This window comes from Providencia sp. PROV040 (genome assembly GCF_032706145.1).
Classification (GTDB): domain Bacteria; phylum Pseudomonadota; class Gammaproteobacteria; order Enterobacterales; family Enterobacteriaceae; genus Providencia; species Providencia hangzhouensis.
This window is the reverse complement of sequence record NZ_CP120530.1, coordinates 1,548,892-1,564,864: the sequence shown is the minus strand read 5'-3', so window position 1 is coordinate 1,564,864 and position 15,973 is coordinate 1,548,892. Positions and strand designations below refer to the sequence as shown.

At 40.8% G+C, this 15,973-nt stretch carries 16 protein-coding genes and 1 riboswitch; of the genes, 8 read left to right on the top strand and 8 right to left on the bottom strand.

Annotated elements, in window-relative coordinates:
- Positions 1-4: 4 nt before the first annotated feature.
- The 5 genes from leuD to P3L40_RS07070 all read left to right on the top strand — a co-directional run bounded on the left by leuD (position 5) and on the right by P3L40_RS07070 (position 4,824).
- Positions 5-610 carry a 3-isopropylmalate dehydratase small subunit gene (gene leuD / locus P3L40_RS07090; RefSeq protein ID WP_094961358.1) on the top strand — a complete coding sequence of 202 codons (606 nt, stop codon included), beginning with the start codon at positions 5-7 and terminating at the stop codon, positions 608-610.
- A 260-nt stretch (positions 611-870) separates the two neighbouring features.
- Positions 871-1,056: a hypothetical protein gene (locus P3L40_RS07085; RefSeq protein WP_196731653.1), complete on the top strand. Its 186-nt coding sequence runs from the start codon at positions 871-873 to the stop codon at positions 1,054-1,056.
- A gap of 33 nt (positions 1,057-1,089) precedes the next feature.
- A complete protein-coding gene (gene sgrR / locus P3L40_RS07080; protein WP_136134536.1) occupies positions 1,090-2,766 on the top strand; it encodes an HTH-type transcriptional regulator SgrR in 1,677 nt (558 codons plus the stop codon).
- Between the two features lie 566 nt (positions 2,767-3,332).
- A complete protein-coding gene (mutH, locus tag P3L40_RS07075; protein ID WP_036958529.1) occupies positions 3,333-4,016 on the top strand; it encodes a DNA mismatch repair endonuclease MutH in 684 nt (227 codons plus the stop codon).
- Positions 4,017-4,092: 76 nt separating this feature from the next.
- Entirely contained in the window at positions 4,093-4,824 is a 732-nt protein-coding gene (locus P3L40_RS07070) for a TerC family protein (protein WP_004262066.1), read from the top strand.
- Here the strand turns inward: P3L40_RS07070 and P3L40_RS07065 are convergent.
- Positions 4,821-5,069 (bottom strand): hypothetical protein, encoded by a 249-nt coding sequence (locus P3L40_RS07065; RefSeq protein WP_004262067.1) that lies wholly within the window; start codon positions 5,067-5,069, stop codon positions 4,821-4,823. The genes P3L40_RS07070 and P3L40_RS07065 overlap by 4 nt on opposite strands.
- A gap of 164 nt (positions 5,070-5,233) precedes the next feature.
- Between P3L40_RS07065 and P3L40_RS07060 the strand changes: the two genes are divergently transcribed.
- Positions 5,234-6,109: an alpha/beta fold hydrolase gene (locus P3L40_RS07060; RefSeq protein WP_094961356.1), complete on the top strand. Its 876-nt coding sequence runs from the start codon at positions 5,234-5,236 to the stop codon at positions 6,107-6,109.
- Between the two features lie 63 nt (positions 6,110-6,172).
- Here the strand turns inward: P3L40_RS07060 and P3L40_RS07055 are convergent, their stop codons facing one another.
- From P3L40_RS07055 to speA, 3 genes are all read right to left on the bottom strand, one after another.
- Positions 6,173-6,952: an acetoin reductase gene (locus P3L40_RS07055; RefSeq protein WP_004262072.1), complete on the bottom strand. Its 780-nt coding sequence runs from the start codon at positions 6,950-6,952 to the stop codon at positions 6,173-6,175.
- Positions 6,953-7,288: 336 nt separating this feature from the next.
- Positions 7,289-8,209 carry an agmatinase gene (speB, locus tag P3L40_RS07050; protein WP_094961355.1) on the bottom strand — a complete coding sequence of 307 codons (921 nt, stop codon included), beginning with the start codon at positions 8,207-8,209 and terminating at the stop codon, positions 7,289-7,291.
- A gap of 276 nt (positions 8,210-8,485) precedes the next feature.
- Positions 8,486-10,390 (bottom strand): biosynthetic arginine decarboxylase, encoded by a 1,905-nt coding sequence (speA, locus tag P3L40_RS07045; RefSeq protein WP_112307307.1) that lies wholly within the window; start codon positions 10,388-10,390, stop codon positions 8,486-8,488.
- Positions 10,391-11,109: 719 nt separating this feature from the next.
- Here speA and metK point away from each other — a divergent pair.
- Positions 11,110-12,261 (top strand): methionine adenosyltransferase, encoded by a 1,152-nt coding sequence (gene metK, locus P3L40_RS07040; RefSeq protein WP_004262078.1) that lies wholly within the window; start codon positions 11,110-11,112, stop codon positions 12,259-12,261.
- 70 nt (positions 12,262-12,331) lie between these two features.
- Here metK and P3L40_RS07035 read toward each other — a convergent pair whose 3' ends face one another.
- The 3 genes from P3L40_RS07035 to P3L40_RS07025 are packed head-to-tail and all read right to left on the bottom strand — an operon-like array spanning position 12,332 to position 13,512.
- Entirely contained in the window at positions 12,332-12,742 is a 411-nt protein-coding gene (locus P3L40_RS07035; protein ID WP_004262080.1) for a DUF6691 family protein, read from the bottom strand.
- 4 nt (positions 12,743-12,746) lie between these two features.
- Complete coding sequence (locus P3L40_RS07030; RefSeq protein ID WP_144140750.1) at positions 12,747-13,184, bottom strand: YeeE/YedE family protein; 438 nt, start codon at positions 13,182-13,184, stop codon at positions 12,747-12,749.
- 1 nt (position 13,185) lies between these two features.
- Positions 13,186-13,512 carry an ArsR/SmtB family transcription factor gene (locus P3L40_RS07025; RefSeq protein ID WP_004262083.1) on the bottom strand — a complete coding sequence of 109 codons (327 nt, stop codon included), beginning with the start codon at positions 13,510-13,512 and terminating at the stop codon, positions 13,186-13,188.
- A gap of 106 nt (positions 13,513-13,618) precedes the next feature.
- Between P3L40_RS07025 and P3L40_RS07020 the strand changes: the two genes are divergently transcribed.
- The gene (locus P3L40_RS07020) at positions 13,619-14,152 is read left to right on the top strand and encodes a SprT family zinc-dependent metalloprotease (RefSeq protein WP_196731650.1); all 534 of its coding nucleotides are present in this window, start codon (positions 13,619-13,621) and stop codon (positions 14,150-14,152) included.
- Positions 14,153-14,184: 32 nt separating this feature from the next.
- Here P3L40_RS07020 and P3L40_RS07015 read toward each other — a convergent pair whose 3' ends face one another.
- Positions 14,185-15,255: a magnesium transporter gene (locus tag P3L40_RS07015; RefSeq protein ID WP_004262087.1), complete on the bottom strand. Its 1,071-nt coding sequence runs from the start codon at positions 15,253-15,255 to the stop codon at positions 14,185-14,187.
- A 73-nt stretch (positions 15,256-15,328) separates the two neighbouring features.
- Positions 15,329-15,500: riboswitch (M-box (ykoK) riboswitch) on the bottom strand.
- Positions 15,501-15,973: the final 473 nt, after the last annotated feature.

The following is a 15,973-nucleotide window of genomic DNA, read 5'->3' as shown; positions in this document are numbered from 1 at the left end:
GAAAATGATGGAAAAGTTTATTACACACGTCGGGATTGTCGCTCCTTTAGATGCAGCCAATGTGGATACTGATGCCATTATCCCTAAACAGTTTTTGCAAAAAGTGACTCGCACAGGTTTTGGGCAACACTTGTTTAATGACTGGCGCTTTTTAGATGAGAACGGGCAACAACCTAACCCTGATTTCGTCTTAAATAAGCCAGTTTTTAAAGGGGCCAGTATTTTATTAGCTCGCGAAAACTTTGGTTGCGGTTCATCCCGTGAGCACGCACCTTGGGCATTAACTGACTTTGGTATTCAAGTGGTTATCGCCCCAAGTTTTGCTGATATTTTTTATGGTAACTCGTTCAACAACCAATTATTACCAATCAAATTAAGTGAAACTGAAGTGGATGAGCTGTTTAACTATGTTAATAGCCATGAAGGTTGCCAGTTTACGGTAGACTTAGAAGCTCAAACCGTGACTGCTGGTGATAAAACCTATCATTTTGAAATTGATAGCTTCCGCCGCCACTGCATGATGAATGGCTTGGATAGTATTGGTTTGACGTTGCAGCATGTCGACCAGATCACCGATTTTGAAAGTAAGATTCCATCCTTTATGCAGTAAATCCTTTTCTACGCCTACTTTGGTGGGCGTAGTTCCTCTTTTAGCTCTAATTATCCAACTAAACCGCCTACTTCGCACCAAAAATGCGGAATTAATCCTTATTAACAAATTTACGACCTCAAACTACTTCCTCATTAAATTCTTCCTGTATAATTAATAACAAAATAAGATTTTTGCCTTTAACTGAACGATTTTTTCTAAATAGTTCGCACTGTAGCTAGGCGGTGAGAGAAGATATCTTGGGGAGCATACATAAGTATGTGACCCAAGTAGCTGAACGAAACCAACAACGCGACAGTGCGAAATATGACGAAAAAATAAAAAAAGCCGGTAAAAACCGGCTCGGTGATAAACACCATTACTCTAAATGGGGGAGTCGGCCTGCAACATGCAAACCAAACGAGCTACTTACTGCCTTCTATTATCGTGAGATTTTAGGAAATTAAAATTGATGTATTTTTTGCCGGAGTTCCTCTTTTATGTCTAATTCGCGATTACAAACCCAGTTCATTCGTCTCTGGCAACACTTTCAGGGCCAAGACAGTGAAACAACTCTGCAAGATATCGCTGATACGCTGTTTTGCTCTCGCCGTCATGTTCGGACGCTGCTTAATAATATGCAGTCACAAGGTTGGCTCAGTTGGCAGGCTGAGTCTGGTCGAGGAAAACGCTCGGCCCTTATTTTTCATGTTAATGGCTTAGAGCTACAACAGGCACAGGCTGAACAACTACTCAAAGAAGAAAGTATTGAAAAGCTTGTCGCCCTAGTGGGTGATAAGGAAACCATTCGCCAAATGGTATTGTCTGAACTGGAACGCAGCTATCGACAAGGTAAGAATTTATTACGGATTATTTATTATCGAGATTTCCCGACACTTCTTCCTGGCGCCCCCATGCGCCGCTCAGAAATTCACTTGATGAGCCAAATATTTAATGGTCTTACCCATATAAATGAGGAAAAAGGGGAAGTGGAAGATGGCCTTGCCCACCATTGGCAACCCATAAGTGATACCCAATGGCGTTTCTATTTACGCCCTGCTATTTATTTCCACCATGGGAGAGAAATGGCTGCCGATGATATTATCTATTCCCTTTTACGCTTAAAAACCTGTTGGCCGCTATTTTCACATATACAATCCGTCAGCTCACCGCAACCTTATGTTATTGATATCACGTTAAGTGAGCCTGATAAACAGCTACCTTGGTTATTAGGCAGTCATCATGCGGCTATTTTACCGAAAGAGTGGGAGAGCCTCGAAAACTTTAGCCGTTGCCCTATCGGCACTGGCCCCTATCAAGTAGAAAAAAACTTGCCACAAAAGCTGACTATCACGGCTTTCGACCGCTATTTTGGCTATCGTGCACTGCTAGATGAAGTGACCATTTGGGTGGTCCCTGAACTTTCAGAACAAATGGTTTGCACGACATTAAAAATGGATGGTGACAAGCACCATAATGATTCACTTGAAAGCCGCATGGAAGAAGGCTGTTATTTCCTCTTAATGGATCAACGCTCACCGGTTGCCCAGCGTGAAGATGTCCGTAAATGGTTATGTAGCTTTTTAACACCTGTCAACCTACTTGCCCATTGTGAACCGTTTTATCAGCGCCATTGGGCGCCAGCTTATGGCTTATTACTCCATTGGCATCATAGTAAAATGCTAACCTTGTTCCCTAAGCCTGAAGATTTGACTGAGCTGACTGTTACTTTTTATCGCAACCACCATGAGTTCTATGCGATTAGCCAAATTATGAAACGCGTGTTACAGACACAAGGCGTGGAGCTCAAGATTAATATCATTGATTATGATGATTGGTTTAATGGCAATGGGCAAAGTGATATTTGGTTAGCAACAGCTAACTTTTTTAAACCTCTTGAATTTTCTATCTTTGCTACCTTGTACGAAATGCCATTACTGCGCGAATGCCTTAATAACACTCTCCGCGATGAACTTAATCTATGGCGTAATAACCAATTAGATGTAGAAGCCTGGTGTGAAAGCTTAATTGACTCGCAAATTTTCCACCCTATTTTTCATCATTGGCTTGAACTACAAGGCCAAAAAACCATGCGCGGCGTACGGATGAATACCTTTGGCTGGTTTGATTTTAAATCTGCATGGTTTAAACCCTCTGAGGATAACCTAGCAAAATAATGATAGTTATAAACAGATAAAATGAATAATAAGGATGTTATTCACTTTTTCTGTGGATATCCATGTGAACAACCTCATGGTAATCAGGGTATATCCCCAAGCCACTTTTTTATCAAAAAAAAGAATAGTCAAATAATCATTGATAAATCAAAGAAGTAAATAACAAAAAAGCGTTTTATCCACTGGCTATTTTTCTAGCTAAAATACTTAAGACTTTAACTGAGCAAAGATCAAACAACGTTGTATTTATCCACAAGATATGTGCTCAACTTACTCATATTTTGTGATATTCGTCATAAAAACCGTTTAGTCAAGGCTGTAAATACACACAGTAATCTCTATTTTTCACAGTTATCCAGAAATCCTGTGGATAACCTAGTGCATGATCCTGTGATTATCTTGGGATGAACTTGAATAACCTCTGTTATAATTTATGACCTGGATGAATAAATAACATTATATCCCTATATATCAAATAGTTAAAAACATCAAAGAAAAAGTGTTATACTTCTTCAGTTCTATGTATTTTCACTGGCTACTTTTTATACATTAATATTCAAACCATGATGCCATTTATTGCGCCACCGCCACCTGATAACGAAGCAACCTTAATGGGTCGAGCGCAAGCCCTTGCTGGCTATACGCTTGGTGAGCTCGCCCAACATGCTGCTATCCCTATCCCTCCTGACCTCAAACGAGATAAAGGCTGGGTTGGTATGCTATTGGAATATTATTTAGGTGCGAGTGCGGGAAGCAAGGCAGAGCAAGATTTCGCTCATATTGGGATTGAATTAAAAACCATTCCTATTGACCGTTATGGTGCTCCACTCGAAACGACCTTTGTTTCTGTAGCGCCATTAACGGGGAATAGTGGCTTAACATGGGAAAATAGCCATGTTCGCCGCAAACTATCCCGCATTTTATGGTTTCCTATCGAAGGGGAAAGGCAAATTCCACTCTCACAACGCAGAGTCGCAAACCCGTTAATCTGGAGCCCATCTCCCTTTGAAGAACAGTTACTAAGACAAGATTGGGAAGAGCTAATGGACCTCATTGTATTAGGCAAAGTGGAAAGTATCACTGCACGCCATGGGCAGGTATTACAGATCCGCCCTAAGGCCGCAAACAATAAGGCACTAACTGAAGCGATTGGTGAGTTCGGTCAACCGATTATGACGCTACCTCGTGGTTTTTATCTCAAAAAAGATTTTACCGCGCCCCTGTTAGCGCGGCATTTTAATCTAAGTTAGTCGCTAACCATCGCCTGTACCAAAGCAGACGATAAATTATTATCACTGTTTAATTTGTTAATTAGAAGGTACTAAGATGTTTGAATGGATACTGGACCCCAATGCTTGGATGGCACTCGCCACACTAACCATATTAGAAATTGTCCTAGGCATCGATAATATTATTTTCCTCAGTATTGTGGTGAGCAAGCTTCCAAGCCACCAGCAAAATAGTGCCAGACGGACAGGCCTTATTGCGGCAATGGTGATGCGCCTTGCGTTATTGGCTTCGATTGCTTGGTTATCACGCCTTACCACGCCGCTTTTCACTGTCGCAGACCATGTTGTATCCGCTCGCGATCTCATATTATGCGCAGGTGGGATCTTCCTTATTTGGAAAGCAAGCCAAGAAATTTTTGATACGATTGAAGGGGAAAGTGAAAATAATCTAGCAAATAAAAAAGTGAGCTCATTTTGGGGCGCTATCGTGCAAATTGCTTTATTAGACATTATCTTCAGTCTAGATTCCGTGATCACCGCAGTGGGGCTATCAGACCACTTATTTATCATGATGGCAGCGGTAGTCATCGCTGTACTCATTATGATGCTTGCGGCCAAACCCATTGGCGACTTTGTTGAGCGCTACCCCTCCGTAAAAATCTTAGCCTTATCGTTTTTGATTCTAGTTGGTTTCACTTTACTACTTGAAAGTGTTCAAGTTCACGTATCAAAAGGCTATATCTACTTTGCGATGTTCTTTTCCATGGCAGTACAAGTCCTTAATATCTTGCGCAGCAAAAAATGGAAAACCAGAAATCAAACTAATTAAGATGGTGACCTAACCGCCTGTTTAGCCGCTAAAATAGCCCCCTCTACCGCTTTTTTTGCTTGCGGGCTATTTTTCCAGCAACTTGAACCTGTCAATGCAGCACCAGAAATTAAAATTTCATCGTAAGATGCTTCACTCAGTTGTGCCAGTGAACTAAAACCCATTTGTTCTAAGCGGCTAATCACCATGGGACCGACACCTTTAACGGCCAACAAAATCTGCTTTTCTGATTCGGAAAATGCCATTTTACTCTTCTCTTTGTTAATGAATTGATGTTTATTACGCTAATATTTTGCATTTTACCTATTTAATACTTTAAAATTGTAACTATAACAATGCCAGTTTTAATAATTATTAACTGACCTATCTTATCACCCAATCTGTACCTGCTCTGTGTTAGGAATTCACCATGTATAACGTTCCACTAACCAACCTGAATCAACACACGATGAAATTACCTGATAGCCGTCTATTTTGCTGGTTCGAATCAGGCCCTAAAACAGGTTTTCCTGTTATTTTTTGTACTGGAGCGGGAATGAGTGGTTCATTAGGGTTTGGTTTGGATTTACTCGAAAAACTAAATATTCGTTTAATTGTTCCTGAACGCGCGGGTCTTGGTGAGTCAACATTTCACCCTGAAAAATCATTGAAAAGCTTTGCTATGGATGTTCAAGCCCTACTAGATGAACAATCTATTACTCAATTTTCAGTTGTCGGTTTTTCTCAAGGCGCCGTTTTTGCCATGGCCGTCGCCCACTATTGCCAACCTATTTCACTGTCTATCGTGTCAGGGCAAGACCAATTTGAATACCCTGCAACTCGTGCGGTACTCAGTGCTGATGTTGTGAACATGCAAGAACAAGCCCTTAACACCCCTAAAGCGCTGTCTGATTGGTTATTAAAAAATGTCACTGGTGAGTGGTTATTAGCATTTATTCTTAATTGCAGCGCAGAAATAGACCAGCAACTCTATAATGAAGAACATTTCCTTGAGGCATATAGCCATTGCATGCGACGTGCTTTCGCCCAAGGCAACCAAGGTTATGTTCAAGACTTATTAATTGCATTACAGAAATGGGAATTCACCCCTGAAACGACCCGCGTGCCAGTCTCTTTATGGTATGGCGAACTCGATATGAGCACAGTTCATTCCCCTGATTTTGGCAAAATATTAGCCAGCCGCTTTCCCAATTGCCAACATCATTTATTAAGTGATGAGGGAGGCTCCCTACTTTGGACACAAGCAGAAGCTATTTTAGCCGATATTCAACAGCACACTGCATAAGCAAAAACCGCGATGAGTCATTCATCGCGGCTATTATTTACACCTTAGATTCACATAAGTGAATTAACGGTACACAATCCCGCCATCAGTCAAAATAGATTGACCAGTAATATAGTCAGAATCATCACTCGCTAAGAATGCAACCAAACCAGCCACATCATCTGGCGTTTGTGCACGACCTAATGCGATGCCTTCGACATATTTTTTATAGGTTTCACCTTTTGGCGTACCGGTGATTTCAGAGAAGCGCTCATCAATCTCTACCCACATATCTGTTCCAACAATACCTGGGCAATAAGCATTCACAGTTATACCTGAACTTGCATACTCTTTTGCAGCCGCTTGAGTTAATGCACGTACCGCAAATTTTGTAGCGGAGTAAACTCCTAACATTGCAAAACCATCATGTCCTGCAATAGAGGAGGCGTTGATGATTTTTCCTTTTTGTTTACGTTCTTGGAATTTTTCACTGGCAGCTTGAATTCCCCACATGGTTCCATCTACGTTGATTTTGAAGATTAAATCCATATCTTCTTGGCGAACATCAGCGATTGGCTTAACTTGTGCAATCCCTGCGTTATTAATCATTACATCAAAACCACCTAACTCAGCTTCTGCATGAGCCACCGCAGCAAAAACTTGGTCACGTTGACTGATATCTGCGGCAAATGTTGTTACTTTACGGCCTAAAGCTTCAATTTCTTTGGCAACATCTTGGAGCTTGTCTTTTTTCAAATCTACCAGTGCGATATCAGCCCCTTCTTTCGCTAAACGTAATGCGATACCACGGCCAATCCCTTGAGCTGCACCAGTAACTAAAATAACTTTATTATTTAACGCCATACTTATCTCCTACTGAGTAATAGCCAAATTGACTAGTTCACCTTTAATATTAAGTTAGCAACAATAACAACAAGTTACAAAGCAATGATTTTACTCTAACATTTAATATTTATAAAAAATATTACACTATTAACATGGTGAATATATTTTTTTTACCGTAGAAAAAAGCATATAGACGTAAATTACAAGATTATTGTTAATAAAAATCATTCTCAACTCAATAAACAAAAAGTGCGATTCCTTCATTTTCAGTATAATTAATAATCACATAGATAAATTGTGGATATAAAAAAGCCACCAATCGGTGGCTTCTTGATACAGTAAAATATAAATAACTTATTTTTTAGCAGCTTGGATATATAGCATTTCTAATGCAATAGACGCTGCGGCGAGTGCCGTGATTTCAGATTGGTCATAAGCCGGAGCCACTTCGACTAAATCCATACCCACGATGTTTAAAGACTGTATTCCACGCAATAACTTCAATGCACGATCTGACGTTAAACCACCAATAACAGGGGTTCCTGTCCCCGGCGCAAACGCTGGATCAAGGCAGTCAATATCGAAAGTCAGGTAAACGGGTAGGTCGCCAACAATCTCTTTGATTTGCGCAACCATATCATCCACACTGCGATCATTCACCTGACCTGCATCCAATACAGTAAAGCCATTGTCGCTGTCATGTTCGGTACGAATACCAATTTGTACTGAATGATTTGGGTCGATCAGACCTTCTTTTGGTGCATGATAGAACATGGTTCCGTGGTCAAATTTGCTACCATTGCCATAGGTGTCCGTGTGTGCATCGAAATGAACTAAGGCCATTTTACCAAAGTGTTTCGCATGAGCTCGCAGCAATGGCAGTGTAACGAAATGGTCACCACCAAAGGTCAAGCAACGTTTACCTGATTCAAGTAGTTTTTCAGTGTGTGCTTGCAGCTTGTCACTCATGTCTTGTGCATCACCAAAAGCAAATACCACATCACCACAGTCAACAACATTCAAACGGTCTGTTAACTTGAAATTCCAAGGCCAGCGGTGGCTTTCCCATGCAAGATTTGTGGAAACTTGGCGAATTGCGGCTGGCCCATGACGACTACCTGCACGACCTGAAGTTGCCATATCGAAGGGTACACCGGTGATCACCCACTCTGCATCTGAACTATAAGGCTGAAAATTCAGCGGGAAACGTAAGAAACCAAATGCGTTAGAAACCAGTGAATTATCAACTTGATTGCCTAAAGTACTATTAATCATTTCTGTTCCTCAAAATAGGCCTGCCCGTTAGCAAGCCCTTTTAATATTCGATTCGAATCGTTTTACCTAAATCAACTTCGCGCAGTATAAATAATAAACAAATCATGTTATTTGCACAAAGTTATTATCTGTTCAGTATCTTAATGCGCTAAATAGTTCGTGCTGTCGCTAGACGGCAAAATGAGCCAATCCCTAGGAGCATACACAAGTATGTGACTAGGGTTGGCAAATGCAGCCAACAACGCGACGGTGCGAAATATAACGCGCATTGAGCATTTATTCGTCTTCTAAATAAGTATACCCATACAAACCATTCTCGAACTCAGCGACAAAGTCTTTTTGTAACTGCTCACTCAAGCCTGTCCCTTTTACTTGCTCTGTGAAGCTTTCTAATAGGACTTCTGGGACTAATTTGACGTATTGCAGCATATCTGCGACAGAATCGCCCTCTTCACTTTGCAAGTAACGCAGATTACCTTGGCTATCAACCCAGACATCTATTGCTGCGGTATCACCAAACAGATTATGCATATTACCTAAAATTTCTTGGTATGCCCCAATCATAAAGAAACCTATCATTGGTGGGTTTTCTGGGTCATATGCGGGCATTGGCATTGTGGTTTCAACGCCATCACCATCAACGTAATGGTCAATAATACCGTCTGAGTCACAGGTGATATCTAACAGTACTGCACGACGGTCTAATGGTTTATCTAACCCTTCAATCGGTAATACTGGGAACACTTGGTCAATTCCCCAAGAGTCTGGTAGCGATTGGAATAAGGAAAAATTCACATAAAACTTATCAGCCATGCGCTCTTGAAGTTCGTCGATTATCGGACGATGAGCACGATTGCTTGGATCTAAATCCTGTTGAATACGGCGGCAAATATTTAGGTATAACTCTTCTGCCCATGCACGTTGGGTCAAATCTAACACACCATGAGCATATTGAGTGTGCGCTTCTTGTAAGTCGAACTGGCTATCATGCAACCATTCGCGTAATGAACGGCTATTACCTTGGTGCTGCATTGACTCCCACGTTTCCCATAAAGAAATTAATGAACGTGGCGCATCTTCATGAGGCGGTGTTGTTTTGGTAAATTCATTACGTTCAACCCCAATCACATTGGACACTAACACCGTATGGTGCGCTGTCAACGCACGGCCTGATTCCGTAATTACCGTTGGATGTGGTAAATCAAACTCTTCACACGCATCCCCAATCGCCCAAATGACATTGTTGGCATATTCATTTAAGCCATAGTTGACTGAGCAATCGGATTGAGAGCGAGTACCTTCATAGTCAACACCTAGGCCACCACCCACATCAAAGCACTGAATGTTGACTCCTAGGCGATGCAATTCAACATAAAAACGGGCTGATTCACGGACACCGGTTGCGATATCACGAATATTAGCCATCTGGGAGCCTAAATGGAAATGAAGCAACTGCAGGCTATCTAGGCGATTGGCATTGCGTAAAATTTCCACTAATTGCAGTACTTGAGTTGCAGCCAAACCAAATTTAGATTTTTCACCGCCACTTGCCTGCCATTTACCTGAGCCTTGGGAAGCCAAACGGGCACGAACCCCTAAGCGTGGCGTGACATTTAAGCTTTCCGCTTCTGCCAATACCATCTCAATCTCAGACATTTTTTCGATAACAAGGTAAACCTTGTGACCCAATTTTTCCCCAATTAATGCTAATCGGATATATTCACGGTCTTTATATCCATTACAGACGATAACGGTTTGTGTTTTACCTGCGTTCGCTAAAACGGCCATTAACTCAGCTTTTGAACCCGCTTCAAGCCCTAACGGTTCCCCAGAATTAACCAGTGATTCAATGACTCGGCGTTGCTGGTTAACTTTTATTGGATAAACCAGGAAATAATCGCCTTTATAGCCATAAGACTCACGTGCACGTCTAAATGCTGCGTTTATTGAACGTAAACGGTGCTGCAAGATTTGCGGGAAACAAAACAGTGCAGGCAAGCGTAAATGCTCCTGCTCTTCTTTAACCTGATTAACGAGGTCAGCTAAATCAACAAAGGTGTCAGGGTTCTCAGGGTTCGGGCAAACACAGACATTTCCGCGCTCATTCACCTGATAGTAACCACCACCCCAATACGCGATGTTGTACGTCTGACGCATTTTGCGAGCGATATTATCATTCATAATAAACTCCTTTTATGGAGGGGTGAGTGACGCGTTCTCCTTCCTGATGTATGTCAGTGAAGACATAACACTGCAAGGCAGTTATGTCGGGGAAACGGCAATACTCAGATTTTAATAAAAAGTGCTTAGAACTTCTAAACAGTGACAATATACGACCTTAAGCTGACAGATTAATGACTCAGCCTCGAAGGTGTATTAAAGATGTGACGGTAACTTCGTGATGAAGTAAAGAATGACAGGAAAGTAAATGCCAAAGTCACGCGGCGATCCGCATATGACGGTTGGATACTGTTATTCAGTAGATTATGGATCATTACCCATTAACCCCCAATATAACTGTTTACCCCTTTAAAATTTCAATGTGGTAGCACTATTTTGGCAGTTTGACCTGTTGATTTAAGCTATATCACCTTATTTTTTATTGAAATTCAAAAGTTTATAAACATTCCTGATAGATAGCAGAAGTTTTATATTATTCTGCTGGTATATAACGGGAAATAACAACCATCCGTTACGGTCGCAGTTTATACATCTATTGCGCTCAAAAAGCAAAACCAAAATGACTAAATTGCGATAAAACTTTACCAATGGTTGTTTTATGTCTCTATTCGTTTTTTATATAAATACAGGTAGAAATTTTTACTGTATGGGACTAAAATAGCCGTCTAGATGTTAAAACATCCAATTATAAATTTGCGAATTCTTAAGGTATTAATCTCATGGCTACACATCTCTTTACTTCTGAGTCTGTATCAGAAGGGCATCCAGATAAAATTGCTGATCAAATCTCTGACGCAGTACTTGATGCTATTCTGGAACAAGACCCGAAAGCTCGCGTTGCCTGCGAAACCTACGTCAAAACAGGTATGGTAATGGTCGGGGGAGAAATCACCACCAGTGCTTGGGTTGATATTGAAGAAATCACGCGCAAAACTGTTCGCGAAATTGGCTACACCAGTTCCGAAATGGGCTTCGATGCCAATTCATGTGCCGTTTTAAGTGCGATTGGTAAACAGTCGCCCGATATCAATCAAGGTGTTGACCGTGTTGACCCATCAGAACAAGGTGCAGGTGACCAAGGCCTAATGTTTGGTTATGCAACCAACGAAACTGATGTATTAATGCCTGCTCCTATTACTTATGCACACCGCTTAGTTCAACGCCAAGCAGATGTCCGTAAAAATGGCACATTGCCATGGTTACGCCCAGATGCAAAAAGTCAGGTTACTTTCCAATACGACAATAATAAAATTGTCGGTATTGACGCTGTTGTTTTATCGACTCAGCATTCTGAAGATATTCAACAAAAAGACCTGCATGAAGCCGTGATGGAAGAAATCATCAAGCCAGTCCTACCGGCAGAATGGTTATCAAAAGATACAAAATACTTTATTAACCCAACAGGTCGCTTTGTTATCGGTGGTCCTATGGGTGACTGCGGTTTAACAGGCCGTAAAATCATTGTAGATACCTACGGCGGTATGGCTCGCCATGGTGGTGGAGCATTCTCTGGTAAAGACCCGTCAAAAGTTGACCGTTCAGCAGCCTATGCAGCACGTTACGTGGCAAAAAACATTGTCGCCGCGGGCCTTGCTGACCGTTGTGAAATCCAAGTTTCTTACGCTATCGGCGTGGCAGAACCGACATCGATTATGGTAGAAACCTTTGGAACAGGTAAAGTTGATGAGTCATTATTGATTCAATTAGTTCGTGAATTCTTTGATTTACGCCCTTATGGCTTAATCAAAATGCTTGATTTATTACACCCGATTTACCAACAAACTGCTTCATATGGCCATTTTGGTCGTTCTCAGTTCCCTTGGGAAAAAACTGACAAAGCTGAAGCATTGCGTGCCGCTGCAGGCTTGTAATCTCTTTAGTCAATAAGTCACATACAAAAACCCATCAAATGATGGGTTTTTTATTGCTCACAATGAACGATTAATTTTTTTGCGTAAACTGGAAGATAGCCATTCCCGCAACCATTGCTAATGTAAATATTATCCCTTGTGTCAATCCCATTCCTGTTAACAATAATGCAGGCCCTGGGCAGATCCCTGCTAACCCCCACCCCACACCAAATAATACACTTCCGGTGACTAGTTTTTTATCTATCGTTTGATTGGTAGGAATTTGCAATGGGCAATTAAGTACACTAACAGAGCGTTTTTTAACCCCTAAGAAAGCAATACCACTGATTACCATTCCAACTGCCATCGTAATTAATAAAGAAGGATCCCACGTTCCCGTAATATCTAAAAATGCCAAAATTTTTGCTGGATTTCCCATCCCGGCAATGACCAATCCTAAACCAAACAGTATCCCTGAAATTAATGCGATAAGAATAGGCATTGCTTTATCTCCCTATCCCATAATGGTTGGCTAGTGCGACTGTCGCAAAAGCAACAATCATAAAGACTAATACTGCAACAATTGAACGACGGGATAACCTTGCCATACCGCAGATCCCATGACCGCTAGTACAGCCACTTCCCAGTCGTGAGCCAAAACCGACAAATAACCCAGCTAATACTAAAATAGGTGTGCTGGTCGCAATGTTAACTTCTGGTGTATACGCCAACCAAGTAAACAACGTTGGGGCGCTCATCAAACCAATAATAAATGCCAATTTCCATGCAGTATCCCCCTTAGCTGGTTTCAATAACCCGCCTAAAATACCGCTGATACCTGCAATACGACCGTTAAACACTAATAAAATTGCTGCGGCTAAGCCAATCAACACACCGCCAATCGCGGCAGAAAGTGGCGTAAAATTAGCCCAATCTATTGTCATTTCATTTCTCCTTCACAGGGCAATAAAGCTGATATAACGTATTGAGCAACGTAAATAATTTTTCATCTGCTATCGCATAGTAAATGCGCTTTCCTTCTCGACGCGTCATCACTAAGCCTTCATTACGCAATACTGTTAATTGTTGAGAGAGTGTCGGTTGTAATATTCCTAACTGCTCTTCTAACTCACTAACGCAGGCTTCACCCTGTGTTAATTGGCATAATAAAATTAAGCGATCTGGATTCCCTAGTGTTTTCAATAATGAAGCCGTTTCTGATGCGGCCTGCTTCATCGCTAACAGTTGCTGTTCAGAGGTATTATTGGGCATATGTTATTTCTAATTAATACTATATAAAAATACAATATATGTTTTTATATAATTACTGTCAATTATTGCTTGTTTATGTCCATTACCTTCACGTATCCTTTACCCCATGAAAACAATCCGTGTTCCACTCTTTTTACAGCAACAAGTCATGCGCACATTGCGAGAAAAACTCGCACTTGCAGAACACAAACTCGAACAATCATTTTCAGAGCCAACGGTTAATTACAAACAACGGGGGACAACTGCGGGTAGTGCTTACTTAAAAGAATGGGAAATTCGCCTTAACCCCAGTTTACTTATCGAAAATACAGAGCAATTTATTGATGAGGTTGTGCCTCATGAATTAGCGCATTTGTTGGTTTTTCATGTATTTGGCCGCAAAGGTATCGCACCTCATGGCAAAGAATGGAAATGGATGATGCAACACGTACTGGAAGTCACGGCGAAACGTACACATAACTTTGTGGTTACAACAGTAAAAAGTAAAACATTTCTCTACCGTTGTGCCTGTGAAGCGTCCCATGAATTAACCATACGCCGCCACAACAAAGTACTACGTGGTGAAAACCAATATTTATGTCGAAAATGTGGAGAAGTATTGAAACAAGAAGGGATTTCTGTCGCTGCGGCAGAAAATTAGACTTTCTGCCGCATCAAGTTTGAGATGTGCGCTTAAGCAAACTCCGTCATCACTAATTTTGCGATTTCAAAGTAGATAATTAAGCCTGTACCATCAATGAAAGTTGCAATGAACGGGGCAGAAACAACCGCAGGGTCCACTTTCATTTTCTTCAATACCATTGGAATGATTGAAGAAACAATCGCACTCCACATTGTAATGGCAACGATGGTTAAGCTAACCACAATAGTCACTTCGTGGCCAACACCTAAAATCCATGCACGAATTAATGCCGCACCACCGATGGTCACCGCCACTAAAAATGAGGTAGAAACCTCTTTCTTCAGTACGGTACCCAGGTTACGTAAACTCACCTCACCCAGTGCCATAGCACGGACTAATGTTGATGTAATTTGTGTTCCACTATTACCGCCTGTACCAATCAACAGCGGAATGAAAAACGCTAACGAAATTGCGGCTTCGAGCTGTTCTTCAAATGCTTTTAATACAGTTCCTGTATACGCTTCGGCCACAAATAGCATCAACAACCAAACGACACGTTTACGCCATAAAGTTACAGGGCTTGTCGTTAAGTAGGGCTCATCTAATGGGGTGGTAGCGCCTTGTAGCTGCGCATCAAGTGTATTCTCATCTTCAATCAGTTCGGCGATATCTTGCGGACGCAAAACACCCATTAATTTGCCAAATTGCACCACAGGTATCATATCTAAACCGCTATGATTAATCAGATCATAAACATCATGACGTGATTGTTCTGGGGCAACAGAAAAATAATTGTGTCGCATGATATCAGACACTAATAAATTTTCAGGTGAAGCTAATAATGATTTAACTGAAAGAATGCCATTTAAATAATTGTCATTGTCGACAACAAATAAATAGGTTGGGATTTGCTCGCCATCAAGGTGTTCAATAAGATTTTTTTTCACGCAAGCTATTGAGTCTGCGACAGATACTGGCAAATATGATTGACTCATATAAGCGCTGACTGTTGCATCATCAACTTTTGCTGGCTGTGTGTTATTGTCTTTGAGGCGTGCGCCTTTCATTGCGGATTGAGCAATAGCAACTGCTCCCGCTTTGTTCTGGGTAGTGAATGTCATTTTTTTAGTCCCTATTACTGTTGGTTACTCAAACAGTACTCACATAGGGGCGAAACCAGATGAGAGAATGCGAAAGCTATCTCTTCGTCTCGGTTTTAGCACTATACAACGTATCCTGACTTAGCAGGAAGTTACATGGGGATATACCTTCGGTCGATATATCCTGTCCTAATCTTGGGCGTCTCTCGACGTCGTCAGATCAGTAACCTATGTTTGTATAGGAGCCTCGCCTAACGAGATACTGCACTTTGGATGCGGCGCGAATTATACCCATTGGTGAATTAATTGCCACCCTATATCTACGTTTTTTTACGCATGGAAAACTTATTGTTTAGGTTCTGTTTAAGTTTATATTAAATATATCTTTATAAAGTAACAAAATGTAACTAATAATAAGAATGAATATTAGAATTGAAGTAAATATATTTATTTACTTATCAATAACCAACCCTTTGAGAAATCAAAGTATCATTTGTAATATTATTTAGTAAACCTTACCGATAATTAATCAAAACTTAATTCTCTATTTACCGTACAATACAAAAAAAACAATATAAAGGAGTAAGCCCAATTTAATATAATTAAAACGCTTTATTAGAGTACAATTAATCACTAATATCAGTCATTAGTTGGTTTTTTATATTAAAAATAAGCCAACAAACAAATAATGAAGTAAGAAAATACACTTAAGGCATTATTTAATTCGAAATTATCATTA